This is a genomic window from Sporomusa sp. 246TCP1, assembly GCF_057319775.1.
The window spans coordinates 3,675,528-3,701,733 of record NZ_CM170492.1 but is presented as its reverse complement, the minus strand read 5'-3'; the positions used below and the strand labels follow the sequence as shown (position 1 = coordinate 3,701,733).

The window sequence follows — 26,206 nt, the reverse complement described above, 5'->3', positions numbered from 1 at the left end:
ACCATTGATTCGGGGTATTTATACAGCGGCTTCGGGTATGATTGTTGAAACCACCAGAGCCGATACTATAGCCAACAATCTTGCCAACGGCAATACAGCCGGCTATAAGAAAGATGTAGCCATATCCAAGGATTTTGCCAGTGTTTTAATCCAGCGTGTCAATGACGGCCCGGAGGCGCCGGTTATTGGGGGGCTGGGTGTAGGCACTGTGATTGATGAAATAGCTACTATTCAGTCCACCGGTGCTATGCGCAATAGCAGCAATCCATTGGATTTTGCTATTGATGGTAAAGGATTCTTTGCTGTTCAGACAGCGGCGGGAATACGTTATACCAGAAATGGTGCATTTACCCGCAATGCGAGAGGGCAATTGGTAACGGCTGATGGTCAAGCAGTTTTGGGACAAAACGGTCCGATTACCTTACCGGATGGCGGACAAGTTACCGTTGACAGCACTGGTAATGTGTCAGTTGAGGGTGCTACTGTTGGACAACTTAGAGTTGTTGAATTTGATAACGAACGTGAATTAATAAAAGAAGGTGCTAACTTATTTCAGGCACCTAATAATGGACGTCAGGCAACTGGCAAAGTATCTCAGGGTTTTTTGGAACAATCAAATGTTAATGTTGTTTCTGAAATGGTCAACCTGATAAGTGGTTATCGGGCCTATGAACTGAATGCAAAAACCGTGCAAGCTCATGACCAACTGCTTGATAAAGCTGTCAACGAAGTAGGTAAGGTCTAATAATAATACGGGGGTAATGCTATGATTCGAGCTTTATGGACTGCCGGAACGGGCATGGCTGCTCAACAAACCAATCTTGATGTTATTTCTAACAACTTATCAAACGTAAATACTACCGGTTATAAAAAAAGCCGGGCTGATTTTGCTGATCTTATGTATCAGAATATGCGGCAGGCTGGTGCTTCTACCGGAGGTGAGAATCAATTGCCAAGCGGCATTCAAATGGGGCATGGTACACGTCTGGTGTCTACGCAAAAAATATACACACAAGGCAGTTTGCAAAGTACTGGCAATGAATTGGATATTGCTATTCAAAAAGATGGCTTTTTCCAAATAACTCTGCCTGATGGGACACTGGCTTATACTCGAAACGGCTCGTTTGAAAGAGACTCTGCGGGGCGGGTAATAACTTCTGAGGGGTACCCGCTGGAACCAGCGATTACTATCCCTGATAATGCTACTGCCATAACAATTTCATCTGAAGGAATAGTTACAGCTACCATACCTACGGGGACGCAAGAGTTGGGTCAGATAACTCTTGCCCGGTTTATTAATAATGCTGGTTTGGAGAGTTTGGGCGGCAACCTGCTTAAAGAAACTGTTGCTTCCGGCGCGCCGATTGTGAATAATCCTGGAGAAGAAGGTGCCGGGACATTGGTTCAACAATATGTTGAAATGTCTAATGTTCAGGTAGTGGAAGAGATGGTTAATATGATTGTGGCTCAACGAGCCTATGAGATTAACTCCAAGGCGATTACGACAGCTGATTCTATGTTAGAAACAGCTGCCGGACTTAAACGATAGGAAATAATTTATGAAAACTAACCTATACCGGCTTATCATGGTGATTCTATGTGTTGCCGGTATATTCTTTACCGGCCATAGTGTTCAGGCTCAGGAACTCACAGTTAGCATTCCCCAGGAAGCCACCATTACCGGACAGTATTTTACCTTGGGAGATATCGCTAGTATCAATAGCGACGATAGTGAACGCATTGACCGCTTACGGCAAATTCGGCTGGGGCATACACCTCAGCCAGGCCAAAGCTATGTACTTGCCGGAGATATTTTAATGGCCCGGATGAGAGCGGCACGCGTTGATTTATCAGGTATCACCTGGCAGCTGCCACCGCAGCTTAAGGTAACGGCATTGGCACAGTCAATCAGCGGGCAGGAGCTTGTTAAGCAGGCTAAGCAATATCTAGGGGCTTGCTTAACCGGAGAAGTTATGATTACCTCAGTTGGGCAACCCCGGGATATTTTGGTGCCGCCAGGGGAGATAGCTTTTAACATGGCATTGCCTTATGGGATTCGCTATAACGCCCCTACTAACGTAAGTATTGGTGTTCAAGTGGCTGGTCGGTCATTTTCTACAGCTATGTTGCGGTTTTATGTTAAAAAATACCAACAAGTTGCCATTGTCAGTCGGGTAATCAATGCCAATGAGCCTATAACAGCTGATAGTATTATCTTTGAGCGGCGCGATATTGGCCGGTTGACGCCAGGCTATTTTACTAAGCTTGATAAAATACTGGGCTTACCGGTAAAACGCCAATTGGCTCCCGGGATCGTCATAACCGAAAACATGCTGGGGCAAACTGTACTTATCAGACGGGGACAACCAGTCACAATTACTGCTAAAAATGGCGGCATAGAGGTAATGGTGTCAGGCATTGCCTTACAAGACGGCAGTAAAGGTGAGTTTATCCGCGTGAAAAACAGCAATTCCAAAAAGGTAATTAGCGGTCAGGTAATTGATGATACAACTGTTCGGGCAAATATATAAAAGTAAGGTGATATAATGCGCAAGCTAATAGGTTTTTTACTGGCATGTACATTGATTATTGCGTCTGCGCTTAATGCGGAGGCCAATTCCCTTTGGGTAGATAGCTCGCCGGCTGCCAACTTATTTTACGACCATCGGGCTCATGCTGTTGGTGATGTTATTACCATTATTATCAGCGAGTCTTCGAGTGCCAAACGTGTTGGTAGTGCTTCTAACGCAAAAGATGCCAGTGCCAGCCTGAAAGATGGTACCGGGTTATTTACTTTTATCAACGCACTTAGTGGCTCAACTTCTGACAGCTTTACTGCCAACGGTTCTTTGTCTAACACCAACAAAGTAACGGGAAGGATTACCGTTAAGGTAACGGAAATTCAACCAAATGGTCAATTGGTTATAAAAGGCACGCAAACCATTAGACAAAATACCGATGTACAGACAATTACCATTACTGGTATAGTCAGGTCAGACGATGTGACTGCTGCCAACACGGTGCTATCAAGCAATGTAGCTGATGCTCAACTTAAGATCGAAGGCAAGGGTCCGCTGGCTGGCAAACAGCGCCAGGGAATATTAACACAGGCATTCAACTTTTTATTCTAGGACATGATAAATGAGCAGTTCTAATTGTTCTAGAAATAGTATTGGAGGACATATGCGCAAAGTCACAGCAATCCTTCTAGCCGCCGTACTGGTTGTAAGTATGACGATTCCGTCAATAGCTGACGCCCAAGTCAGCACCCGGATTAAAGACGTAGCCAAGGTGCAGGGCGTACGCAGTAATCAATTGGTAGGCTATGGCTTGGTGGTCGGTCTAAATGGTACAGGCGACGACAGTAATAAAAGTAAATTTACTATCCAGTCGATAGGCAATATGCTCAAATCCTTCGGCGTTTTTATTGATGCAACGCAGGTCAAAACCAAAAATGTAGCTGCTGTTATGGTAACGGCTAATTTACCGCCTTTTGCCAAAGCTGGCGATGCTATTGATGTTACCGTTTCTTCTATGGGTGATGCTAAAAATTTGCAGGGGGGTACACTACTGCAGACACCACTGCGGGCAGCCAATGGACAGGTATATGCTGTAGGTCAGGGAGCAGTATCAACAGGTGGTTATGCCGCCGGCAAGGGTGGTAACAGCCAACAAAAAAATTTCCCTACCGTTGGCAATGTACCGAATGGAGCGTTAGTGGAACGGGAAGTACCGATGGCCTTTACTGACAAAGACAACGATAAAATTACATTGTCGCTCAGTCAGCCGGACTTTACTACCGCTAACAGGGTTAGTGAAGCTATTGGCCGGAATTTTGGTCAGATCGCGTTGCCCCAGGATCCTGGTACAGTGACTGTCGAGATACCTTCTTATTACAGTAACAATTTAGTAGCTTTTATTGCGGCTATCGAGGAATTACCCATTACACCGGATAATGCCGCGAAAGTTGTTATTAATGAACGTACCGGTACAGTGGTTATTGGCGGCAATGTATCAATTGACCAGGTAGCTGTTGCTCAAGGCGGTCTTACTGTAAAGATTGGACAGACGAAGAATGTTTCTCAGCCATCACCCTTTTCATATGGTGACACAGTGGTAACAACAGATACCAGCGTTGAAGTTAAAGAAAAGCCTGCCGGACTTGTTGAGTTGCCAGATTCGTCCAGTGTTGGTGATGTAGTTGCCTCTCTTAACGCAGTAGGTGCAACTCCGCGTGATATTATCTCTATTTTGCAGGCCATAAAAGCAGCAGGAGCCTTGCATGCCGAGTTACAAATAATGTAAAGAACAATCTCAATTTCCTTAGGTGGTGATCAAATGCGAATTAACTCCAACAACTTGATTCAGCCCAGTACAATTTCCGCCGGTAGTGGTGGGATAACCATGCCGGATCAGGGAGCGGATTTTGCCGATCGACTGGGAAAAGCTGTTCAGGCTTCAGAACAGGCCAAAACTACAGCGACTGCAACAGCGACAACGGCAACCGGCGAAGATGCCAAACTCAAAGCTGCTTGTAAGGAGATGGAAGCTGTCTTCCTTAATATGATGATGACACGCATGCGGGCTACTGTTCCTAAAGATGGGTTATTTGGCAACAGCCAGGAGGAACAAATGCTGACCTCAATGTTAGACACTGAATTAACCAAAAATATGGCGCAAGCCGGCGGCATGGGCTTGGCCAATATGCTTTACCGTCAGTTGAGTAAAACTACTGTTAAAAGCCAGGCTACTCGTTAGCCTGGTTTTACTCTATATATATCAGGAGGTGTGGAATAGATGTTTAATCATTTTAGGCAAAGATTATCTTTTGCCACTGTAGTCACGGCCATGGTTATCTTTGTAATGCAGAGTGTTGTTTGGGCGGCTCCGGGTAATGTTTTGAGCAAAGTCCGGACAAGCCAGACAGCTGACAAAGTGCGAATTGTTTTTGATGTAACAACTTTGCCTGAGTATTCAGTAACAACCCTCGAAAACCCGTCGCGGTTGGTCATTGACATGCCAGGTATTAGCAATAACATGGCTAGTCAATATGTTTTTAATGATGCGACAGTAGACAAGTTGCGGTTATCAACAGATGAAACAGGTAAAGTCAGAGCCGTTATTGATCTTAAAACAGAGTATACATATAAAGTATTTACCCTGAAAAATCCTAACCGCCTGGTTGTCGACATCATCAAAAAATATGATCGCAAACTTGTTGAGCAAGTAGCTCCTGGTATTACCTATACCTCGTGGCTGAAAAGTTCTGCCAGTGGTCCAGTCTTGGCCCATATTCTTGATATTGATCCTAAAGCGGGCTTTACCCTAAAACCAGTCATTTCTAATGGCGTTGTGCAAGGCCTGGAGCCGTTACTATCTATGGTTGAACGTACACAGGCGCTAGCTGCTGTTAATGGTTCCTATTTTGGGCTTGATGGTTCCATTATCGGTTTACTCAAAATTGATGGTCAAATTGCCAGTACATCGGAACTGCCACGGACAGCCCTGGGAATTATGCCGGATGGGAAACTGCTGATTGATCAGGTACAATATGACGGTAAAGTGGAATTGCCTGACGGACAGACTGTGACAATTAATGCAGTAAACCGGGAACGCGGTGAAAATGAACTGATAGTATATAATGGGTTGTATGCTCCTGCCACTGGTAGTAACAACTATGGACAGGAATATGTTGTAGTAAATGACAAAGTAACTGCCATTATTCCGGGTAATTGCCCAATACCATCTGATGGGGTAGTACTGTCAGTTCATGGTGAGGCAGCCAAACTAATGTCCACCCTTAAAGTTGGCGATACCGTTAGGGTCCAGCAAACACTGGGAACGGCATGGGATAAGACTGAGCATGTGCTTGGGGCCGGACCCATGTTGGTTAAGAATAGCAGTGTATTTTTGACTACAAAAATTGAAGGATTTGGCTCAGATGTAGCTGGTGGCCGTGCCCCGAGGACAGCAATTGGTCTTAAAGCTGACGGCCAGATTTTGGCAGTGGTTGTTGATGGCCGGCAAGAAGACAGTATTGGTATGACACTTTTGGAACTAGCCTTGTTTATGCAAGATTTAGGGGTTCAGGACGCTATGAACCTGGATGGTGGTGGTTCCAGTGAGATGGTAGTAAAAGGAAAGATTGTTAACCAACCGTCTGATGGCCATGAGCGGCGGGTAGGTGATGCATTAGTAATTGTGCCTTCCTCTGTTGCTAATTAAAAAAAATACGTTATAATAAAAGTAAGAACAGCCTTTTAAGTAAAGTAAAGGTAGGTGTTATGTATGGCCAACAAAAAAAATATTATTGCAATTACCGTATTGCTAGTGATCGGTGTGGTTGCCTGGTCATTGGCTGCCGGTCAAACTGTTGATCAACGCGGTGTGCTGTCAGGCAATGTTTTATCAAATGGTCTTGTTGCTGCAGGCGCTACGGCGCGTGAAGGTGATATTCTGGTATATGTTGAAACCATCACCGGCCCGGCTGTTGCAGTACGTGCCAATGTTGATGGCGTTGTCCGTGAAGTATTGGTCAGGCCTGGCGACAAAGTCAAAGCAGGTGATACATTAGTTAGAATTGAACCAATTAAACGGTGATTTTGGGAAGGATGAATATTTTGTCGATACTTATGAGGCGCTGTCTGACAGCGCTGGTAGCCGTATTTTTTCTGCTGCCAATTGCTTACGCCCAGGCCGCGCCTGAATTTTTGCCTGTAGACCAAATTACTAAAGGTATGCATGGTATTGCCAAAACGGTTGTTGCCGGTAATACCATTGAGGAATTTGGTGTTGAAGTTCTGGAAGTTATGAAACAAAAGGGTCCGTCAGGGGATCTGATTTTAGTTCGTACCTATGGTGATGTAATAGACCGTACAGGTGGTATTGCTCAGGGAATGAGCGGCAGCCCGGTATATATTAATGGCAAGCTGGTAGGCGCTATTGCCTACGGCTGGTCATTAACCGATCATAAAATTGGTATGGTAACACCGATTGCCGATATGCTAAAACTATGGGATATTACTGATAGCCAAACTGAGCAGAAGGTACCGGATGAGGAGCCGGCAGCTATTCCGGTTGCCACGCCACTGATGGTAGCAGGTTTTGGTGAACACTCTTTGAAAATGCTGGCAGATAAGCTCAAACCCTATAATCTTATCCCCTATGCAGTAAATGCCAGTATGACTGATGACAACAATGGGATTGCTTATAAAACAGTGGAACCTGGCAGTACTATCGGCGTACAATTAGTGCGTGGCGATGTCAGTGTAGGCGCATTAGGAACAGTAACCTATGTGGAAGGCGACAAAATATTGGCGTTTGGTCATCCTTTTCTAAAACGGGGGAAAGCCAATTACTTTCTCACTGACGCTGATGTTTTTACAACAATCAGTGGCTTGGAAAACTCCTTCAAAGTGGGAACACCCACTGAAGCTATTGGTGTAATTAACCAGGACAGAGGAGCTGGAGTTGCAGGTAAGCTGGGAAATTTTCCCGGCATTGTGCCGTTGCGAATCACGGTTACTGATAAGAACCTGGGGCAGACCAATGAGCTGTGGGCGCAAGTAATCCGGGATGAAGAACTGGCGCCTACTCTGGCGGCAGTCAGTGTCTTTAATGCCATTGAAAAAACGACTGATCGCATCGGTTCCGGAACAGCAAAAGTCAGCTTTGAAATCAGTGCGGCCGGTATTCCCGGCCAGGCATTAAAACGTGAAAATATGTTTTATACCCAGGGAAACATTGGTGAACTGGCAGTAGCTGAAGTGCATGAAGCCTTGACGCTTTTGGCAGGCAACCAGTTCGCCGCTATTGACATCATGGATGTCAAAGTAAATATCGACATTGATGCCGAACGGCGGACAGCCACTATTATCGAGGCCAAAGCCGCTAACGCTGCTGTTAAGCCAGGTGACAATGTGGATATTGCAGTTAAACTCAAACCCTTCCGCAATGAGCTTATTACGCGTCATATTACCTACACAGTTCCCAAAGATCAGCAAGCAGGAACACTCACGCTGGTAGTACGCGGCGGCGGGATGGTTTCAATGGCACAACTACTTGGTAAGCAACAAAATGGGGAAGAAGATATTGCCAAGCTATTTGTTAAAGCCCGTCCTAAGTCATTGGATGAGACCGTCAATGAATTGGTCAAGCGGGACAGAAATAATGACATTGTGGTAGAATCGCTTGATATGAATGTTCCTGGAGTTACCCAAAATAGTGATGGGAACCCTCAAAAGCCGGTAACTGGAAAATTTGAAACAAGCCCTAGCCCAGCTTTGCATGCTGCCACTATCAAATCGGGACTAACTGGTAATGGCAATACAACCACCAAAGTCACTAAAGGCGATGACGGTCAACGTAAAGTATGCATCAGTACTGACTATATCATTGATGGCGATACCCAACTCGTACTCACCGTAAATAAGTAAATTATTATTTTCAAAAGAAGCCGAATATCGGCTTCTTTTTCAATGCAACAAAGGAGCGGCGCGGCAAACGACAGTAGAAGCCGGTATCTGGTGCATTTGAAAATTTAATTTAACAGGAAAGCAGCAGGGAATTACAAATAAATATTGAATATTTATAAACACAATCTGAACCTAATACAGGGTAAGGAGCCTGGTTATGTTTATCGAATTTTTCGCCCGTATCGGTAGGATGGTTATCGGCATTTTAGAAAATATAGGAGAAGTCTTGATTTTGTTTGGTCAGACTGTCTATCATTTACGCCACATAAATAGCAGGCTGCTGCTGCGGCAAATGGCACATTTGGGGGCTGACTCGCTGCCAATCGTGCTGCTGACTATGTTATTTACCGGCATGGTCATGACGGTACAGACTGCCCATGAATTTGTAAAATATGGGGCCCAGTCGTCAGTCGGCGGGTTGGTAGCGGTGGCTATGGGACGTGAATTATCGCCAGTGCTGGCAGGGGTAGTATTTGCTGGGCGGGTAGGGGCGGCCATTACCGCTGAGATTGGCTCAATGAAGGTAACCGAGCAAATAGATGCCCTGCGGGTTATGGCGATAAGTCCTGTTGCCTATCTGGTAGTGCCTCGTTTACTTGCCTGTATGGCCATGTTGCCCATATTGGTCATTTTTGCTGACGGTATTGGTATTATAGGCAGTTATCTGATTGCTACCTCCTATGCCGACATTACGCCATTTACCTTTTTTAATTCGATTAAGGTATTTGCTGTGCCGCACGATATTATTGGCGGAATGATTAAAGCCATGGTGTTCGGGTCTATTATTGCCATTATCGGCTGTCATAAAGGATTAACCACTGCGCAAGGTGCTGAAGGGGTAGGACAGGCAACGACAGGTTCAGTGGTCTTGTCGATAATTCTAATTTTTATTAGTAACTATTTTTTATCAGTAGCGCTATATCGTTAATGTAGAAATGTGGGGTCAACCATGATCAAGCTAGTTAATGTCAATATGAATTTCCGCGGAAAACAAGTCCTCAAAGACATTAACCTGACAATTGAACAGGGGGAAATAATGGTCATTATTGGGCCAAGTGGCTCGGGGAAAAGCACCCTGCTCAGATTAATTATCGGTTTATTGAAACCCACTAGCGGGGAGATTTGGGTTAATGGCCGGGAAATTACTACTATGACCGAAGATGAGCTTAATAAGATTAGGCTGGAGATGGGTATGGTTTTTCAGTATTCGGCTTTGTTTGACTCCATGTCAGTAGGGGAAAATGTGGCATTTGGCTTACGACAGCATACCGATATGCCAGAAGAAGAAATTGCACGAACCGTGCGGCGTAAGTTACGAATGGTTGGTCTACGGGGGCAGGAAACTGCGATGCCCAATGAACTATCCGGCGGGATGAAAAAGCGGGTCAGCCTGGCCCGGGCGATTGCGATTGATCCGCACATTGTATTGTATGATGAGCCTACAGCCGGCCTTGATCCTATTATGTCAAATACTATTAACAGGCTGATTGTTAGTACCAGACGGATGATTGACGCCACTTCGGTTGTTGTTACTCACGACATGGCAAGCGTTTTCAGTATTGCCGACCGAATTGCAATGATTTATGGCGGCAGTATTATCGAAACTGGCACACCAGAGAAAATTAAACAATCCGAAAATCCGATTATGGTCAAATTTATCCAGGGAGGATCTGCAGAAAGTAAAGGGAGGTCCAGAGTATGAATACGGAAGCAAAAGTCGGAGCCATAACACTGGCGGGCCTTGCCTTACTGGTCGGAATGATTTTTTATTTGAGCGGTATGAGTTTTGGTGATAAAGGGTATCCGGTGCATGCAATGTTTGGGCAGGTAAGCGGTTTGAAGCCAGGTAACATTGTGCGTTATGCCGGTGTCGATGTTGGCAAGGTGGCTGATGTAAGGGTACTGCCTGATGGTGTGGTTGCCGATATTATGCTGAATCCTGGGGTAAAGGTTCCTGCCGGTTCAAAATTTACCATCGGATCAGATGGCCTATTGGGGGAAAAGTTTATTAATGTAGTGCCACAGCGGGACGTAAAAGGTTTTTTAGTTCCTAACGACACCGTTTATGGCGAAAATCCTCAGGGAATGGATGAACTCCTGGTATCAGCCAATGAGGTACTGGCTGAAATCAAAACGCTGGTTAAGGCGCTCAATGATGTTATCGGTGACGAAAAGGTTAGGGCAGCACTTAAAGAAACGGCGCTAAATACCAGGGATATAACAGATAACCTTACTAGGCTGACCGCTACTTTGGCGATGATGGCTGATGAAAGCCAAGGTGACGTAACATCCATGGTCAGTAACTTAAAGGATATGTCTATTAGTCTCAAAGCTACGGCTGCCCGGGTGGATACCATGCTTGCCGATGTGGATAACAATGGACAAACAGCCAAAGACTTGCGGGAAACTATTGCGGCACTTCGTCAAACCAGCAGTCGGGTTGAAAAGATGGCTGCTGCCTTAGAGGGAGTCGTAACCGACCCCGAAACGTCCAGGGATCTCAGGGAAACTCTGAGAAATGCCCGTGATGCTTCAGCCAAAGCTAATCAAATGCTGAACAAGGTAGCAAATATTAAAACCGAGGCCAGTATCGAAGCCCTTTATGATGCTGATAATCGCAAATACCAAAGCAACGCTAATTTTACCATTAACACTTCACCTAGTGATTTTGCTGTCATTGGTGTTAATGATATCGGTGAAGACAATAAAGTAAATCTGCAATTAGGTAAAAGTGGTCCGGCTGTAAGCCGGCGGGTAGGTATTATTGATAATAAGGTCGGCGTTGGTTTGGATGCCAAACTGGGTAATGAACTGCGAATGTCGCTGGATGCCTATGATCCCAATGATGTCCGGGTCAAACTGCGCACTCAGTACCAGCTAGCTCCAGACACCTTTCTTGTAGGACAGACCGACAGTCTTAATAAGCAGGAGGAAAGAACTTCATATTTTGGCATAAAACAGTTATTTTAGCGGTAGTTTGCATTGACACCATCAAGGGGTGGACATATAATTATAAGTGTTTGACTAAACAGTCACCACCTGAAACACGTGATAACATCAAGGAGGTCATATAAAGATTATGGTAAAATTTATCTTATCCAGTCGTAGGGTCAAACAGGTATCAGCCTTACTTACAGGGACGATGCTAATGGCGGTATCGCTGCCAGGTTTTGCCGCACCAGTAGAATTGACGCTTGATGAAGCTGTCGCAATGGCACTCAAGAGTAATCCTTCTGTAAAAATTTCTGAATCAGAGATGGAAAAAGCCAACTGGGATGTAAGCGTTGCTAAAGCGGGGAAAGCACCGTCGGTAAGCTTATCCCATAATGCTAGTCGTTATAAGACGGCGGCATCAAGTACTTTATATTATAATGGAACATCGGTTGCTAAATATCCTATTCCGGATTATTTAACCACCCTCTATGCCAACACTATTGACCTGACACTGCCTTTATACACCGGTGGTAAGCTCGAAGGCACTATTGATAAGGCTAAGTTGGCAGTGAAGGTCGCCGACTTAGGTATAACCGAAGCCCAACAGCAGATCAAACTGGATGCTACAAACGGTTATTACAGTATTTTGCAAACCCGTAATTTGGTTACTCTTCGCGGAGAATCTTTAGATCGTCTTGCCGAACATTTGAAGAATGTAGAGGCCCAGTATAATGCCGGCACTGTGGCGAAAACTGATGTATTACGCTCAGAAGTGGAAAAAGCCGATGCCGAGCAAAATCTGATTATAGCCAAAAATTCTTACGAACTTGCGGTATCCAGCTTAAATAATATTATTAGTTTGCCGCTTGATACTGAACTTATCGTTAAAGATGAGCTGAAATACCAAAAATTTGATAAAACGCTGGAAGATTGCATTAAGGTTGCTTTGAACAACCGGCCTAGTCTGGCCCAGGCACAGGTCAATGTCGATATTGCCAAAACCAGTATTAAAGTAGCCGAAAGCGGCAATAAGTTAACGGTAGCGGCCACAGCATCCGAAAAATGGCATGACAGTGATTTTCCAGGTACAGAAAACAACACCTGGTCGATTGGCATAAATGCCAGCTACAATTTGTTTGACGGCGGCTTAGTCAAAGCGCAAGTCAAAGGTTCCAAGGCTGAACTTACGAAAGCGACAGAACAGCTGCGTCAAACCAAAGACAGCGTGCAGCTTGAAGTCCGCCAGGCATATCTCAATATGCTGGAAGCCGAAAAGCGGATTGAGACCAGTAAAGTAGCGGTAGTCAAGGGCGAAGAAGACTATAAAATTGCTCAAGTGCGTTATAGTGCCGGGGTTGGCACTAATCTTGATGTTATTGATTCCCAGGTTGCCTTAACCTCAGCTAAGACCAATTATGTACAAGCCCTGTACGATTATAATACCAGTCGTGCGAAGCTTAATAAGGCTATGGGTATAGCAGTAAAATAGGTTTGTTGTAGTGAATTTTAAAAGGGCTGTTTTGATAACTAGTCAAAACAGCCCTTTTTTATACATAAAGTATAGTTTTTTGAACCGCAGAGACGCAGAGTACGCAGAGGGAATGTCTTGATATACATCTCCCCTCTGCGCTCTCTGTGTCCTCTGCGGTTAGAGCCGTATCCTCAAGGGCACGATAGCGCTTTTTTAATAGTAATGCAAAATTTCCAGGCTGGGGTAAAAGGAAGAAGCAACTGATTCGTCGAAATAAGCAGTACCGAACAAGCCGAGGAGGCGCACGATGCGAATCAAAGCAATTGCTTTACTTATAATAGTATTTATAGCTGGGCTGGCTGTTTTTAGCTGGTGGTCAACCCACAGTCAGACTGTTTTTGCTGAACTGGAAGGAACCTTAGCTGCCCAGTTGACCAATTCGTTGGGAACCAAGGTAACAATTGGCCAATTGCATACGGCAGGACTCACTTCAGCTACCGTAGATGATGTAACAATATTTGATAAGCAAGGCCGGGAAATGGCGGCTATCAAGCAGGTTACTGTTTCCTATAACGTATTTGCTTTGCTGCGTGGTCAGACGACCATGGATGCTCTCAAAAAAATCACACTTACGCAAGCGGCAATTGTATTGGTAGAAGAAGCTGATGGTACCTGGAATGCGGCATGTTTAAAGCAGGAAGCTAAGCCTGACAGCCCGGAATTTAGTGGTAATGTAGTCTTAGAACAGGCAAGTATTCAAGTCCGTTCACGCAAAGGCCAATGGGATTTTGATGAGATTGATGGTCAGTTTACTATCGACGGGAGTCAAACCATTGATGCAATTTTGACCGCCAGACATAATGCCTCGCCACTGCAAATACAAGGCTCGCTTAACAATTCCAAAAACAGCCTATGGCTGACAGTCAAAGCAGAGCAGCTGGATCCAGTCAATTATCAGGCATTGGTACCTGACGGTACAGAACTTACTTTTATCGCCGGTTTGCTCAAACAGGTAGAGGTTACAGTTACTAACAGTCCTACTGGCTTGCGTTATGCCGGGAAATTCGGCCTGGATAACCTTGCGGCACAGGTGGCAGGTATACCAGTTGAGCAGGCGCAAGGTGATGTTATGTTTTCTAATGAAAGTGTTTACATATTAGGCAATCATGCGCTTGTTGCCAGTCAGCCAGTGACTGTGTTGGGAAAAATCGGCATAGCCGGTGACCAGCCGGTGTTTGATTTGAAGGTAGGATCTCCTGGTTTTGATCCGACGGTCATTAACGGAAATTTGCCGGTTACCGGGATAGTTAAGTTTGAAGCTACGGTTGCCGGGACACTGAGCGATCCGGTTGTGGCTGCTAAAGTTACTGCAGCGCAGGGGACAGTTGCCAACTATTCCTTGCAAACAGCCAAGGCAAACCTCAGATTTGCCGGCAATATTCTTACGCTTGATAATTTTTCTGCCAGTATGCTTGGTGGGCAGGTACAAGGGCAGGGAGAATTCGATATTGTCAGCAGCCGCTATCAATTGCAGCTTGCTGGTGAAAATTTGGATGTAGCTGCTGTTCAAGAGCTACCACTGGAACTAAGTGGGCGGGGAAAAGTCAATCTCTCTGTCAGCGGGCAAGGCAGTGACTGGCAATCAATGGCCGGTATGGCTGCTGTGACCCTGGCTGCAGGGAACATCAATGGGATACCGTACAATACTATGTCAACTCTCATCGAACGCAGTGGCAACAAGACAACAGTAGAATACTTTAATGCAGCGCTGCCAACAGGCTATGTTGCCGCCAATGGCATGCTGCAGGGAGAGCAGCTGACAATGAAGGTTAGCGGCCAGGGGATAGCATTGCAGGATATTGACGATGCTATTGTGAAAAATAGTAATTTTGCCGGAATAGCGGCATTTGACGGTGAAATTACCGGTACAACAGCTGCCCCGGTCATTGCCCTTACTTTCGATATTGCCAACCTAAAGGCCAATGAACAATTATTAGGAACAGCTACAGGTAAGCTTACAGCCGATTGCCAACAGGTAACTTTGAATCAGGTTCTCCTTACCGACGGCACCGCCAGCCATGAAGTTACCGGCAAAATCCTGTTGACAGGCTCTGAGCCGCAGCTTAATCTTGGGGTAATGTCTCACGCCGCCCGGGCTGAGACATTTGCCAGAATGATTATGCCTGAACTAAAAGTAACAGGCAATGTGGAACACGAGCTAAGCCTGACAGGGCCGCTGAGCAATCCAAACTTTCAAGGAAAAATTATCTTGACGCAAGGAAGTCTGTATGGTCAGCTTATTGCCAAAGCCGAGGGGTCTTATGAACGTAAAGATGGTGCTATTACTGTCAATAATCTGGATGTAGTATCACTGGGTACCAGCATAAAACTATCTGGGACAGTGGCAGCTGATAATAGTTTAAATTTTGCTGTAAACGCCCAAAATGTAAAACTTGGCAGACTGCGGGTAAATTACCCTTACCCAGTTATAGGCAAAGTGAATATTAGTGGTCAAGTAACAGGTACTGTGGCTAACCCCAGACTGGAAGGACAACTGGAAGCGCCGCTAGTCCTGTTGAACGGTCAGGAGATTAAAAACATTTTTTCGCACTTAACGTATCAAGACGGACACGCCACTATACGCGAACTCCGTTTTGCTCAAGGTACCGGCAACTACGTTTTCGCGGGGGCTGCTGATCTAAATACAAAAGAAATTGACGGCTTGCTCAAGGTGGAAAATGGTGAATTGGCCGGTATTTTGGCGATAGCTAATATACCGGAGCGAGGTATTCGCGGCCGGCTTAACGGAGAAATTGCCTTAAATGGCAGCATAACCAATCCCGACGTGCTATTACGCGGCGCCATCTCCAGGGGACAGATCAAAAACTATTCGCTTGACAGTATCGACATTGATGCTGAGCTTACTAACCAAATTATTACTATCAATAAATTTATGGGTAAACAAGGGGTTGATGGGATACTTGTTGCCAGAGGGCAGGCCGATCTGAATGGGGCTATTGATATGGAATTTGGTGGTCGCGATATTGAGACCGGAATTTTACCGGCCTTGTTTGATACAACCGTTGAGACCAAAGGGAAATTTAGCTTTAATGCCCAGGCTACCGGCCAAACAGCCGACCCCAATGTAGCCGTATCGTTGGAGATCAAAGACGGTAGTGTTGCTAACGCTGAATTTGATAATCTTTACGGGTTATTCATCTATAATCAAGGCAGTATTCATGTTAATCAGCTGTTTTTGGCGCGCGGACCTTATAAAGCCAGCGCCTATGGCGTAGTACCGTTAAAAGCCCTCAATAGCCAGGGCCGCAGCAAAGCTGATATAACCGATAGAATGGATCTGAAACTACGCCTTGATAATGCGGATCTAAGTATACTGCCGATGCTGACAAAAGAAGTGGCCTGGGCTACTGGTCCAACTACCGGTGAAATCAGTGTTGGCGGTACATTGGCCCAGCCTGCCTTAAATGGTCACCTAACAGTAGTTAAGGGCACCATTAAATTGGCCGACCTTAATGAACCTATCCAAAATGTAGGGGTTGATATTCGGTTTCAAGATGATACAATTACTATAAACGACTTTGATGGACAAATGGGGGGCGGTTCCTATGCGTTAAACGGTTCTGCCCGTCTAAATGGCTTAGCGCTTGATAATTACAACCTCAAATTAAGCTTGGATCATTTGGGAATTAAACACAAATACTTTGCCGGACCGCTAGATGGTGTGGTATCATTAACTAGTGAAAAAGGAAAACCGCAACTATCAGGGAAACTGACCATTGAAGATGCTACCGTTAATATACCGGCGGTGCCTGAAGGCGGTGAGCTTGCTTGGGATACCGGGCTGAATGTCGAGCTAGTCATTGGCAATAAAGTCCGGATGTATAATCCATATCTTTATGATTTCCGGGCTGCGGGTAAAGTGAAGTTTTCCGGTACATTACAAAAGCCGCGAGCTGCTGGTCGCATAGAAGCGAGGCGCGGTACGGTAAAATACCTGACAAACCGTTTTAACATTGAAAGTGGCAGCGCCGAATTTACCCAATACGATTCAATTATACCGATAATTAAGTTAAAGGCTAACGCCAAACTGCAACGAACCCGCATTGATCTGGTGATCAATGGCCCTGCTACGGCGATGGATCTCACTTTAACCTCTGACCCAGCCATGAGCCAGCAGGAAATTATGTCAATATTGACGCTCAGCGGCGGTGATTTTTCTAAATCAAATAGTCAGGCCAGACATGACAGTGTGTTAGGCCATGATCAGTTAGTCAACCTGCTGAATACCGGCTTGCAGATGCGTTTTATTGCCGAGATAGAGAATTCCATGCAAAATGCTTTGGGGGTTGATGAGTTTCGGCTGGCAAAATCATCAATATTTGATACCTATAGTAGTCGGGAAAGTCAAGATAATAGCGATAGCAGTTTCCAGGGATACAATCTGGAAATAGGCAAATATCTAACAGATAAATTGCTACTAAGCTATACCATGGATCTTGATCAGCAAAAAAATAGTGTAAGTCTGCGTTATGATTTGAACAAGCGCCTTTCCGTCGGAGGAACCTTTGGGGGAACGAATAATGGGCTATTCATAATCGAGACAAGAGCTAATTTCTAAAAAGGGTGGATACCATGATTCTCAGTCAGTATTTGGCCGAACTGAAAAATATTCGAACCTTGTTACCGGAAGAAGAACAGAGCTTATGGCAGAGTTATAAGGTGGACGGCAACCTGGAAAGTCGCCGTCGCCTTATCGAAAGCTATCAGCCCCTGGTTTTTAAAACAGCCATGCGCTGGCGTCTGCCTGAGCCGGCTATGCTGGATAGTATTCAGGAAGGGACAGTGGGACTCATTGAAGCTGTTGAAAAATATGACCATACCAGGGGGGTAGCTTTTAGCCTGTTTGCTGTGCATCGCATTAAGGGCCGGATTATTAATCACCTGAAAGGCGAAGACGGCAGCTTGTTGCATATCGACAGCCCGCTAAACGAGGGGGCGAACCAGACAACAATTGCTGACTTGTTAGTTGACGCTCAGGCGGAGGTAGCTGCCCAGGCAGAGCAGAACTATCTTGTCGAGCAACTCAAAACGGCCATGGATCGTCTGCCGGCCAAAGAGCAGCAGGTCTTACAGGGCGTGTTTCTTGATGACTGCCAGCCCAAAGAGTTGGCGGCTGCAATGGAGGTTAGCCTGTCACATATCTATCGTCTGCAAAAACAGGGAATCAGGCGCTTGCGAGGGATGATGTCCAAGCTAATGGGAAACTGGTAGGAAACTGGCGATAAACGCCCATCTGCACGGGCTGTTATAACAAGACTACTGCCACAAACTGCCGTAAAGTATTTTCGTAGGCGACGGTGTTGCTCCTCGAAACGCTTGCTTGCGTACGCCTTGTACGTGGCGCTGTACGTTTCTCCGGTGCGCCTCGCAGCTGAACCTTTCTCGCCAGTTTCCGGAAATTAAGGTAGCGTGTTTTACCAAACACGCCGAAGGCGACTTCAAAATAACCAGCAAATACGTCAAAACTACCCGAAATAGCGATTAAAATCGAGATAAATGCGATATTTCCCCGTATTTGCGTGTTTGCTAATGACCAGAATCTGGCCTCTTCACAGGAGTATAAATAGTGTTTATAATAGGGGTGGTGAATGTGGCGGATTGTAAACAAAATGTTAACAGGCATTTAAACTCAGCCCAGCAATGGCTTTCAGAGGCTGAACAGGCTTTTGACAAAGACAAAGACATTCGCGGCGAGCTTAACTTGTTTTTAGCTCAGGCTGAACTCACCCATGCCAGGGAAGTTAACCGTTCCCGGCAGTGGCGCTACAAATATCCGGTGCTGCGGCATAGTCTGGCTTTGGGGTTGGCTGTGACGGTAGCTATTGGCGGAGTAGGTGTCAGTTATTGGTGGGGAGGGCGCCAGCAACAGGAAGTACAGCTAATAGCTGAGACTCAACAGTTAGTTCCGGCGGTAGAACAAAGCTCCGTCCAAGTTCCGCCGGCTGTAGCGTCTGCCTCACTACCAGTAGCTACAACAGGTGCGGTTGTTCAGCCTGCAACTCATAAACAGACTGTACAGTCTACTTATGAGGGTCCGGAGCCATCAGAACAAAAAAGATCCGCTTCCAATGCCGACCAAAGCAAAGAAGTTCCCCTGACAACGGATGAGATTAACAAGCTAATCCGCACAGCTGGACAATCGTTGCGAGGCCAATAACAAATAAATAAGGAGGTAATAGATGAAGAACGTTCTACGCTGCAGAATTCTTGTTATTGCTGCGCTTGTTTTAAGCATGACCGCTTCGTTAGTTCTGCCTGCTTATGCAGCAGCAAATATTGAAGGCAAAACGGCTACAGCCATAACAATTACCGGCATTAATCACGTTGCCGAAAGCACTGTTAAGGGTGTGGTAAAAATTCAGCCCGGTGATACCTTAACCGCCGAGAAAGTTAAACAAGACATGCAGGCTATCTACGATTTAGGCTACTTTTTTGATGTAGTAGCCAACTTTAATGAAGTGCCTGAAGGCGTCAACGTGGTATATACCGTTATGGAAAACCCAAAGTTAGCCGACATTGTTGTTAAAGGCAATACCAAAGTATCTGCAGACAAAATTAAAGAATTAGTGACTACCAGCAAAGATAGTATTTTGAACACCAGAACCCTTAACACCAATGTTCGGGCTATTGAACAATACTACCATGACCAGGGTTATATCCTGGCAAAGGTAACTGATGTGGCCATGAGCCCGGCTGGTGTACTGACACTGACCATTAGTGAGGGTGTATTGGAAGGTATTGTTGTTAAAGGTAATGATAAAACCAAAACCAATGTTATTACCCGTGAAATGAAAGTTAAACCAGGCGAACCTTTCAATGTAAAGGATGCCAAACGCAGCATGCAAAAAGTGTACAACCTTGGTTATTTCGAAGATGTTAATATGAAACTTAATCCTGGTAAAGAGCCGAATGCTGTTGTGCTTGAGGCAGGAGTTGTTGAACAGAAAACAGGTACCTTCTCCATCGGCGGCGGTTACAGCAAATCTGACGGTATGATTGGTATTATTGAGGTGGGTGACAACAACTTCAGGGGCAGTGGCGACAAAGTCAAATTTCACTGGGAGTTTGGCGGTGCCAGCGACAAAAACTATGAAGTTAGCTTTACCCGCCCCTGGCTTGACAGCAAACAAACCTCGCTGAGTTTCAGCGTATACAACTTGACCAATGAGTATACGGATTACTATGACGGCACTGATGATGAGAAGTCAACCTATGACAAAAATCGTAAAGGTGTTGACATTACCCTGGGCCGTCCGTCAGGTGAATATATCCAAAATTATGTCACCTTTAAAAACCGTAAAGACACATATGAAGAATGGGAAAGTGGAGAAAACTATTTTAATGATCCACAATATCTCAAAGATAACTATGGTCTGACCCGCAGCATTACGTTAATGCGGGTGTTTGACTCGCGGGATAACGTTTTTGCTCCGTCTGAGGGAGCAAGGTACTCTCTGTCCGCCGAATTTGCCGGTTTAGGCGGCGACTTTAATTTCAACAAATATACTCTCGAAGGACGTAAATATTTCAAAACCGGGCCTAACCACGTAATCGCTACCCGTCTCACGGCCGGTTATGCCGATGGTAATATTTCGGATGCCAACCGGTTTGAAGTCGGCGGTGCCGATACACTCCGCGGTTATGAGGATGAACAATACAAAGGCGACAAAATGCTTGCCGGTTCTGTCGAATATCGCTTCCCGGTCATTAGCAAAATTCAGGGTGTAGTATTTACTGATATTGGTAATGCCTGGACCGGTGGCGGTTACAAACTCGATGACCTTAAAACCAGCGTTGGTGTTGGTATCCGTATGACAACGCCAATTGGGCCGGTTCGTATCGACTTTGCTAAAGGCGAGGAGGGTGGACGTACCCACTTCAGCTTTGGCGGTCAGTTCTAAAACATTAGCTAATGAGTCAGGCCACTGGCCTGACTCATTTACTAAGAGGGAGGTGCGAGTTATTAGCAGAAAATGCCCACGCCAGATACTCCTAGTTCTCAGCGTTCTCACTTTGCTGAGCCTATGGCCGGGAGCCGGTTCAGCTGAAACCGAGACAGTGGATAAAATCGTGGTAACTGTTGCAGCTGCTGAGCCGCCTCCTGCCAGAATTGCCAAGCGAATGACCGCAAGTATTATGACAGTGGGAGAACAGATTCTTGTTGGACGAACCCTTAGTGATGTAGAGACAAATCAAGCCAACTATGAAGATCTTGTCAGGGATATATTCAACAGAGTGCTTATTGGTTATACAGTCGAGCAAGTTAGATTAACTCCGGGTACCAGTACCAATATTTTAGTGGCAGTTAGACCCTGGGGTGATGTCGTGCGCGACATTTCGCTTGAAATTGACATTGGTGGCCTCTCACCTAAGGTAATGACATTAATCAAAAATGACATGGGTAAAATAGAAGATCAAGTTGCCGATGTTTTGATCGGCTTGCCTGTAGACTCAGTAGAATGGGCAGGCGGAATATCCAAGACGGTTATCCGCGAATGGTTGGCAACCGAACTACCGGAATTCCGCAGTAATCTTGAGATTACTGCCGGGCAGCATACAAGCATCAAACTATCGCTAATTCCCACAGGACCAACAATTAATAATGTTGAACTTTCACTGCGCTCTAGTACCATTCCCAATATCTTGCTGGCTGAGGCCAGGCCCCCTGTCCGTGAAGCGGCGGACATGCTGCATGGTTTGCCGGTAGCCTTTGTGGAGCGGCATAAAGAGTATTTTACCACTGAGATACAAAATACGGCGGCTAAGCACCCCATAGTTAAAAAGTATGGCTTGGTATTAACTCCTGTTGTAAATCCCGGTGTTGATACTGCAATAACACTTCAGGCCGAAACTACCAAATACCGGGTAATTCTCGAAGGCAGTCTGGATATGGGGCGAGAGAAAGATAATACATTGGCGAAACTTCATTTTGGTAAATTTACCGGCAGCCGGGATGAAGTTTTTATGGAAATTAAGTTTGTCCCTAATAACATGAATTGGGAGTTTGAACCAGGCTGGGGTCATAAATTTACTGAAAATACTGTAGCCGGTCTAAAGTACAATATTTCAGAAAATGGAAGTATTCTATGGCTTAATCACTACCTTGGCCCCAACTGGACGATTCGTCTGGAAGATATGCCTAAAACTGATTACTACGAATTTGGGGTCAGATATAAGCTGCATGAGTTTCTAAGTGCTGAATATGTTATTACTGAAAAAGAAAACTGGCTTAGAATGATAGCCAATTTGTAGACTTGCTGAATAGGGTAGGGCCTGTTATAATTGGTAAGTGGAGGAGAAAATTTATTGCCAGGTGGCAGGAAAGAAGGAAAAAAAGTGTTTAAAAACAAAAAAGTTGCTAAAATGGTTGCTGTTACGATAGCTGCAGTATTCTTGCTGGGGGTCTTTGGTTTGGCGCTTTCTCAAACTGGTACAGGCCATGCGGCTAAAGCTGGTAGTGAATCTAATATCGGCAAAGTAAACAGGTCGCTACTAGTACAACAGCATCCTGATCTGGCCAAAGCAGAAGAAACCATGAAAACCGAAGTAGAACAAGCAAGAGTCGAATTTGAATCCAAATCAGCTAATATGGCAGATAAAGAAAAACAAGACTATTACAAACAAACTATGCAGCGGCTTGAACTGAGACAACAAGAATTATTTGCACCAATTCAGGACAAAGTGGATGCAGCCATCAAAGCAGTAGCTGATGCCAAAGGAATTGCTGTCGTATTTGATGTCAGCAACGTAGTTTATGGTGCCCAGGATTTGACAGACGATGTTAGCAAAAAAATTACCGGCAAATAATATAAGGTTCCGGTAAATTGAGCCGAGCCGGTTTAGTCTGTGCTCGGCTTTAGCCTTACCGTAAACAAACCTGTAATCCTGAACCTTAACACTAGAGAGGGTGATTTGGTGTTTACAACTAAAAAACAAACAACACCAATACGGTTTCTGGTAATCCTGATCCTTAGTACTGCTTTCTTTGCAGGTTGTTCCCGTTCGGCGACACCTGAAACCAAGCCCCCCGAAGTGCCCCAAGTTGGCGTAATCGACATGGATAAGGCCGTAAATGCTCATCCTAAATATCAGGAGTGGCAAAAACTCAAACAACAGGCAGCCACCCTTCGCCAACAACTAAGCGGGCAAGTTAATCAAGCGCGTAATGCCACAGAAACACCAGTCATGGATCTGCAAGGCAGTGTTGCTGATGGACTCCAAACCGCAGCTGTACAGGAATTTAATGCCAAAATGGCAGCAAAACAACAAGAATTGCAGGCTAAGCTTGCCAAAAAAGCTGATAAAGTTCATGGTGAACTATCGGTTGAGCTTAAGGCCTATGCCCAGGAACTGGATAAGGAATATCAGCCACAGATTTTTAATCAACAGCTAAAATTACAAACTGTCCGGCTGGATGAAAAACAAGCGGCTGAAGCAAAAAAGATTCTGGATGCGTTGAAAGCAGAGCAAGCCCAAAAACTGGCAGCCAAAGAAAATGAGTTGGGTCAAAGCTTAGATGCTTTGCTAGCACCTGAAAAAGCTGCTATCGAGCAGGAACTTGCCGCCTATGCCCAACAAGTAAATGCGGAGCTCAATGCCAAAATACTGGCTCAAACTGCCAATTTGTCTGCCCCAATAGCCCAGGCAATAAAACCCCCGGATGGAGCTGCGGCTAATAAGCAGCTAGAGCAGCAACTGGGCATGAAACAACAAGAAATCAATGTGCTTGAAGAAACTATTTTAAATGATATCCGTGATAAAACGGCCAAAGTGGCAATTGAACGCCGTTTGGACACTGTATTGACAGGATATCAAGTTAATGTTAAGGCTGTTGATATTACTAACGCGGTGATTGCCGCGTTTAAGAAATAATTTGCGTGCATATACTATAATTAAGTGATGAGGGTTCCAAAGGAGGAGTTTTTCATGAATAAGCAAATTAGAATTGCTTTGGTGTTAGTACTTGTTTTTGTTGCTGGTTTGGCGCTTGCAGGTTGTAATAGCCAAACGACCATTGGTGTTCTTGATGTAAATAAAGTTATGTCTGACAGCCCGAAAATTAAACAGTTTCAAGATCAGCTTAATGTTAAAGGCAAAGAATTGAGTGACCAACTGGAAAAAGACAAAGCCAGTATCAGCGCGGAAGAATTTCAAAAACGCCAGGAAACTGCATATGGTGAATTTCTAAAAACCAAACAAGAGCTGGAAACCCAGATTGACACTAATATCAAACAGGCCATTGAGCAAGTAAGCCAAGAGAAAAAGATGGGCGTTGTACTTTATAAAAACAGTGTAGCTACAGGCGGTACAGATATAACTGATGCCGTTATTCAGAAAATGCAATAAATGGAGGCGTCCAGTGAAAAAAACATTAGCTGAGATTGCCGCATTGGTTAACGGAACAGTCATTGGTGACGCTGACAGGGAGGTTACCGGTATAACAAACATTGAGGATGCAGGCCCTGGTGACATTACCTTTGCTGTATCTCCTCATCTTGACAAAGCCGCTAAATGCGCCGCCGCAGCGGTAATCATTCCTGATACAATGGAGGATTTTCCCAAGTCGGCTATCCGGGTAACTAACCCCCGGATGGCCTTTACCACATTACTTGCTTTGTTTACTCCTAAACCGGCGATACCTATCGGTATCCATCCGACCGTTGTTCTTGGGACTAATGTAAAACTGGGAACAGCGGTGGCTATTATGGCCCATACCGTCATTGAAGATAATGTCCAAATCGGCAATAATACCATTATTTACTCCCATACTTATATTGGCAGGGATGTGACTGTGGGTGATGATACAATCATTTATCCCAATGTCACCGTACGTGAAACCTGTCACATCGGTAACCGGGTTATTGTTCAAAGCGGCGCTGTCATCGGCAGCGATGGCTTTGGTTTTGTCACTGTTGGTGGCCGCCATCAAAAAGTACCCCAAGTGGGAAATGTCATCATTGAAGATGATGTTGAAATTGGTGCCAATTCTTGTTTGGACAGAGCCACAACCGGCAGTACCATTGTTGGAAAAGGCACCAAGATTGATAACCTGGTACATTTGGCTCACAATGTAGTAGCTGGTGAAAACTGCTTCTTTGTGGCACTGACAGGCATTGCCGGCAGCACCAAAATCGGCAATAATGTTACCTTTGCCGGACAATCAGGTTGCAGCGGGCATATAACCATTGGTGACAACTGTGTATTTGCCGCCCGTACCGCTCCAATTAATGATATTCCTGCTAATTCCTTCTGTGCCGGTTTTCCTGCCCGCCCGCACCAGGAATGGCTTCGTTCCGAAGCCGCCATCGGTCACCTGCCGGAACTAGTTAAAAAAATTCGCAAACTCGAACAAAGACTTGCGCAACTGGAACCTAAGTAAGTGAGAATGCAGTGGACGGTTATGGTGTATCACTCAAAATGATACACCATAACCGTTTTTTAAATTCCATAAATTACGCAGTGATGGTAAGCAGGATTTGGGAGCCTTATGGGGAATACATATAAACTCGTACCATAAAAACTACACTTCTATTAAGGAGAACCACTCATGAAAAAAACAATTTTTGCGGCTATAACCTTTTTTTTGACGGCGACGCCTGTATTCGCGGCACCTTCTGTCAATGGCTCAACAGGCCTGATTAATACTCCTTCTGCCGATGTTCTGCAGGAGGGGCAATTCTCTTTGGGATACCATCATTTAAAAGATGGTGGTGTTGGTACCTTTACTATGAATTTGACTGGCAAACTTGAAGTTGGTGCAGCAGGATTTCGTTATGATAACGACTCCGGTCGCGAAGATCACACCTATGTTAATGCTAAGTATGGTCTGGTTCCGGAAACCGTCTTAACCCCAGGTGTGGCTATTGGCGTTGAAGATATTGCCGATTTAGACAAGCGCACAGCCTATGTATCTGCCAGCAAAGCATTACCCTTCGGATTCCGTATTCATGCCGGTATTGGCAATGGCCGCTATGATGGCGTATTTGCTGCCGTGGAAAAGACCATTAACCCACTAGGCATACTTACCGGCAACAATGTTTTTCCGGCAACAACGCTGATTGCCGAATGGGATGGCAATGACATGAATTATGGCGCGCGTGTGGCAGTAGTGCCTGGACTTAAAGTTGATGTTGGCCACCGCGAGCATCAGACTTACTTTGGTGCCAGCTTTACCTACTAAAAAGGGGGGACTGTGGAACCGTCCCAAGGCTCCCAGAAAACTAAAAAAGAAGCGGCAGAACCGTCC

The 26,206-nt window shown here is 45.2% G+C and carries 23 protein-coding genes; all 23 read left to right on the top strand.

Features of this window, described 5'->3' with window-relative positions; genetic code table 11:
• Positions 1–4: 4 nt before the first annotated feature.
• The 23 genes from flgF (at position 5) to AC1ECB_RS17390 (ending at position 26,140) form a co-directional block, all read left to right on the top strand.
• Positions 5–745, top strand: coding sequence for a flagellar basal-body rod protein FlgF (gene flgF, locus AC1ECB_RS17500; protein WP_485664978.1), 741 nt, complete (start codon positions 5–7; stop codon positions 743–745).
• 21 nt (positions 746–766) lie between these two features.
• Positions 767–1,549, top strand: a complete 783-nt coding sequence (gene flgG, locus AC1ECB_RS17495) for a flagellar basal-body rod protein FlgG (RefSeq protein WP_485664977.1) — start codon at positions 767–769, stop codon at positions 1,547–1,549.
• A 10-nt stretch (positions 1,550–1,559) separates the two neighbouring features.
• A complete protein-coding gene (gene flgA / locus AC1ECB_RS17490) occupies positions 1,560–2,531 on the top strand; it encodes a flagellar basal body P-ring formation chaperone FlgA (RefSeq protein ID WP_485664976.1) in 972 nt (323 codons plus the stop codon).
• Positions 2,532–2,546: 15 nt separating this feature from the next.
• Positions 2,547–3,131, top strand: coding sequence for a flagellar basal body L-ring protein FlgH (locus AC1ECB_RS17485; RefSeq protein WP_485664975.1), 585 nt, complete (start codon positions 2,547–2,549; stop codon positions 3,129–3,131).
• A 52-nt stretch (positions 3,132–3,183) separates the two neighbouring features.
• On the top strand, positions 3,184–4,305 hold the full coding sequence (locus tag AC1ECB_RS17480) for a flagellar basal body P-ring protein FlgI (protein WP_485664974.1): 1,122 nt from the start codon (positions 3,184–3,186) through the stop codon (positions 4,303–4,305).
• Between the two features lie 33 nt (positions 4,306–4,338).
• Complete coding sequence (locus AC1ECB_RS17475; RefSeq protein WP_485664973.1) at positions 4,339–4,758, top strand: rod-binding protein; 420 nt, start codon at positions 4,339–4,341, stop codon at positions 4,756–4,758.
• Positions 4,759–4,797: 39 nt separating this feature from the next.
• Positions 4,798–6,225: a phosphodiester glycosidase family protein gene (locus AC1ECB_RS17470; protein ID WP_485664972.1), complete on the top strand. Its 1,428-nt coding sequence runs from the start codon at positions 4,798–4,800 to the stop codon at positions 6,223–6,225.
• A 63-nt stretch (positions 6,226–6,288) separates the two neighbouring features.
• Positions 6,289–6,600, top strand: a complete 312-nt coding sequence (locus AC1ECB_RS17465) for a biotin/lipoyl-containing protein (RefSeq protein ID WP_485664971.1) — start codon at positions 6,289–6,291, stop codon at positions 6,598–6,600.
• 11 nt (positions 6,601–6,611) lie between these two features.
• Positions 6,612–8,435 carry a SpoIVB peptidase S55 domain-containing protein gene (locus AC1ECB_RS17460; protein WP_485664970.1) on the top strand — a complete coding sequence of 608 codons (1,824 nt, stop codon included), beginning with the start codon at positions 6,612–6,614 and terminating at the stop codon, positions 8,433–8,435.
• Between the two features lie 196 nt (positions 8,436–8,631).
• Positions 8,632–9,402: an MlaE family ABC transporter permease gene (locus AC1ECB_RS17455; RefSeq protein WP_485664969.1), complete on the top strand. Its 771-nt coding sequence runs from the start codon at positions 8,632–8,634 to the stop codon at positions 9,400–9,402.
• Between the two features lie 21 nt (positions 9,403–9,423).
• Positions 9,424–10,176 (top strand): ABC transporter ATP-binding protein, encoded by a 753-nt coding sequence (locus tag AC1ECB_RS17450; RefSeq protein WP_485664968.1) that lies wholly within the window; start codon positions 9,424–9,426, stop codon positions 10,174–10,176.
• Positions 10,173–11,444, top strand: a complete 1,272-nt coding sequence (locus tag AC1ECB_RS17445; protein WP_485664967.1) for an MlaD family protein — start codon at positions 10,173–10,175, stop codon at positions 11,442–11,444. The genes AC1ECB_RS17450 and AC1ECB_RS17445 overlap by 4 nt, the downstream gene beginning before the upstream one ends.
• Positions 11,445–11,553: 109 nt before the next feature.
• The gene (locus AC1ECB_RS17440; RefSeq protein ID WP_485664966.1) at positions 11,554–12,897 is read left to right on the top strand and encodes a TolC family protein; all 1,344 of its coding nucleotides are present in this window, start codon (positions 11,554–11,556) and stop codon (positions 12,895–12,897) included.
• Positions 12,898–13,186: 289 nt separating this feature from the next.
• Positions 13,187–17,518 carry a translocation/assembly module TamB domain-containing protein gene (locus AC1ECB_RS17435; RefSeq protein ID WP_485664965.1) on the top strand — a complete coding sequence of 1,444 codons (4,332 nt, stop codon included), beginning with the start codon at positions 13,187–13,189 and terminating at the stop codon, positions 17,516–17,518.
• 14 nt (positions 17,519–17,532) lie between these two features.
• Positions 17,533–18,171 (top strand): sigma-70 family RNA polymerase sigma factor, encoded by a 639-nt coding sequence (locus tag AC1ECB_RS17430; protein ID WP_485664964.1) that lies wholly within the window; start codon positions 17,533–17,535, stop codon positions 18,169–18,171.
• 355 nt (positions 18,172–18,526) lie between these two features.
• Positions 18,527–19,117, top strand: a complete 591-nt coding sequence (locus AC1ECB_RS17425) for a hypothetical protein (protein WP_485664963.1) — start codon at positions 18,527–18,529, stop codon at positions 19,115–19,117.
• Positions 19,118–19,139: 22 nt separating this feature from the next.
• Positions 19,140–20,861: a BamA/OMP85 family outer membrane protein gene (locus AC1ECB_RS17420; RefSeq protein WP_485664962.1), complete on the top strand. Its 1,722-nt coding sequence runs from the start codon at positions 19,140–19,142 to the stop codon at positions 20,859–20,861.
• Entirely contained in the window at positions 20,824–22,212 is a 1,389-nt protein-coding gene (locus tag AC1ECB_RS17415) for a hypothetical protein (protein WP_485664961.1), read from the top strand. Before AC1ECB_RS17420 ends, AC1ECB_RS17415 begins: the two co-directional genes overlap by 38 nt.
• A gap of 84 nt (positions 22,213–22,296) precedes the next feature.
• A complete protein-coding gene (locus AC1ECB_RS17410) occupies positions 22,297–22,767 on the top strand; it encodes an OmpH/Skp family outer membrane protein (RefSeq protein WP_485664960.1) in 471 nt (156 codons plus the stop codon).
• Between the two features lie 108 nt (positions 22,768–22,875).
• The gene (locus AC1ECB_RS17405; RefSeq protein WP_485664959.1) at positions 22,876–23,832 is read left to right on the top strand and encodes a molecular chaperone Skp; all 957 of its coding nucleotides are present in this window, start codon (positions 22,876–22,878) and stop codon (positions 23,830–23,832) included.
• A gap of 54 nt (positions 23,833–23,886) precedes the next feature.
• The gene (locus AC1ECB_RS17400; RefSeq protein ID WP_485664958.1) at positions 23,887–24,306 is read left to right on the top strand and encodes an OmpH/Skp family outer membrane protein; all 420 of its coding nucleotides are present in this window, start codon (positions 23,887–23,889) and stop codon (positions 24,304–24,306) included.
• A gap of 13 nt (positions 24,307–24,319) precedes the next feature.
• Positions 24,320–25,339: a UDP-3-O-(3-hydroxymyristoyl)glucosamine N-acyltransferase gene (gene lpxD / locus AC1ECB_RS17395; protein WP_485664957.1), complete on the top strand. Its 1,020-nt coding sequence runs from the start codon at positions 24,320–24,322 to the stop codon at positions 25,337–25,339.
• A gap of 168 nt (positions 25,340–25,507) precedes the next feature.
• Positions 25,508–26,140, top strand: a complete 633-nt coding sequence (locus tag AC1ECB_RS17390; protein WP_485664956.1) for a YjbH domain-containing protein — start codon at positions 25,508–25,510, stop codon at positions 26,138–26,140.
• Positions 26,141–26,206 lie beyond the last annotated feature (66 nt).

Coding starts and splice junctions, on each gene's coding strand:
- flgG (WP_485664977.1), top strand. CDS start 767: ATGATTCGAGCTTTATGGACTGCCGGAACGGGCATGGCTGCTCAACAA.
- flgA (WP_485664976.1), top strand. CDS start 1,560: ATGAAAACTAACCTATACCGGCTTATCATGGTGATTCTATGTGTTGCC.
- AC1ECB_RS17485 (WP_485664975.1), top strand. CDS start 2,547: ATGCGCAAGCTAATAGGTTTTTTACTGGCATGTACATTGATTATTGCG.
- AC1ECB_RS17480 (WP_485664974.1), top strand. CDS start 3,184: ATGCGCAAAGTCACAGCAATCCTTCTAGCCGCCGTACTGGTTGTAAGT.
- AC1ECB_RS17475 (WP_485664973.1), top strand. CDS start 4,339: ATGCGAATTAACTCCAACAACTTGATTCAGCCCAGTACAATTTCCGCC.
- AC1ECB_RS17470 (WP_485664972.1), top strand. CDS start 4,798: ATGTTTAATCATTTTAGGCAAAGATTATCTTTTGCCACTGTAGTCACG.
- AC1ECB_RS17465 (WP_485664971.1), top strand. CDS start 6,289: ATGGCCAACAAAAAAAATATTATTGCAATTACCGTATTGCTAGTGATC.
- AC1ECB_RS17460 (WP_485664970.1), top strand. CDS start 6,612: ATGAATATTTTGTCGATACTTATGAGGCGCTGTCTGACAGCGCTGGTA.
- AC1ECB_RS17455 (WP_485664969.1), top strand. CDS start 8,632: ATGTTTATCGAATTTTTCGCCCGTATCGGTAGGATGGTTATCGGCATT.
- AC1ECB_RS17450 (WP_485664968.1), top strand. CDS start 9,424: ATGATCAAGCTAGTTAATGTCAATATGAATTTCCGCGGAAAACAAGTC.
- AC1ECB_RS17445 (WP_485664967.1), top strand. CDS start 10,173: ATGAATACGGAAGCAAAAGTCGGAGCCATAACACTGGCGGGCCTTGCC.
- AC1ECB_RS17440 (WP_485664966.1), top strand. CDS start 11,554: ATGGTAAAATTTATCTTATCCAGTCGTAGGGTCAAACAGGTATCAGCC.
- AC1ECB_RS17435 (WP_485664965.1), top strand. CDS start 13,187: ATGCGAATCAAAGCAATTGCTTTACTTATAATAGTATTTATAGCTGGG.
- AC1ECB_RS17430 (WP_485664964.1), top strand. CDS start 17,533: ATGATTCTCAGTCAGTATTTGGCCGAACTGAAAAATATTCGAACCTTG.
- AC1ECB_RS17420 (WP_485664962.1), top strand. CDS start 19,140: ATGAAGAACGTTCTACGCTGCAGAATTCTTGTTATTGCTGCGCTTGTT.
- AC1ECB_RS17400 (WP_485664958.1), top strand. CDS start 23,887: ATGAATAAGCAAATTAGAATTGCTTTGGTGTTAGTACTTGTTTTTGTT.
- AC1ECB_RS17390 (WP_485664956.1), top strand. CDS start 25,508: ATGAAAAAAACAATTTTTGCGGCTATAACCTTTTTTTTGACGGCGACG.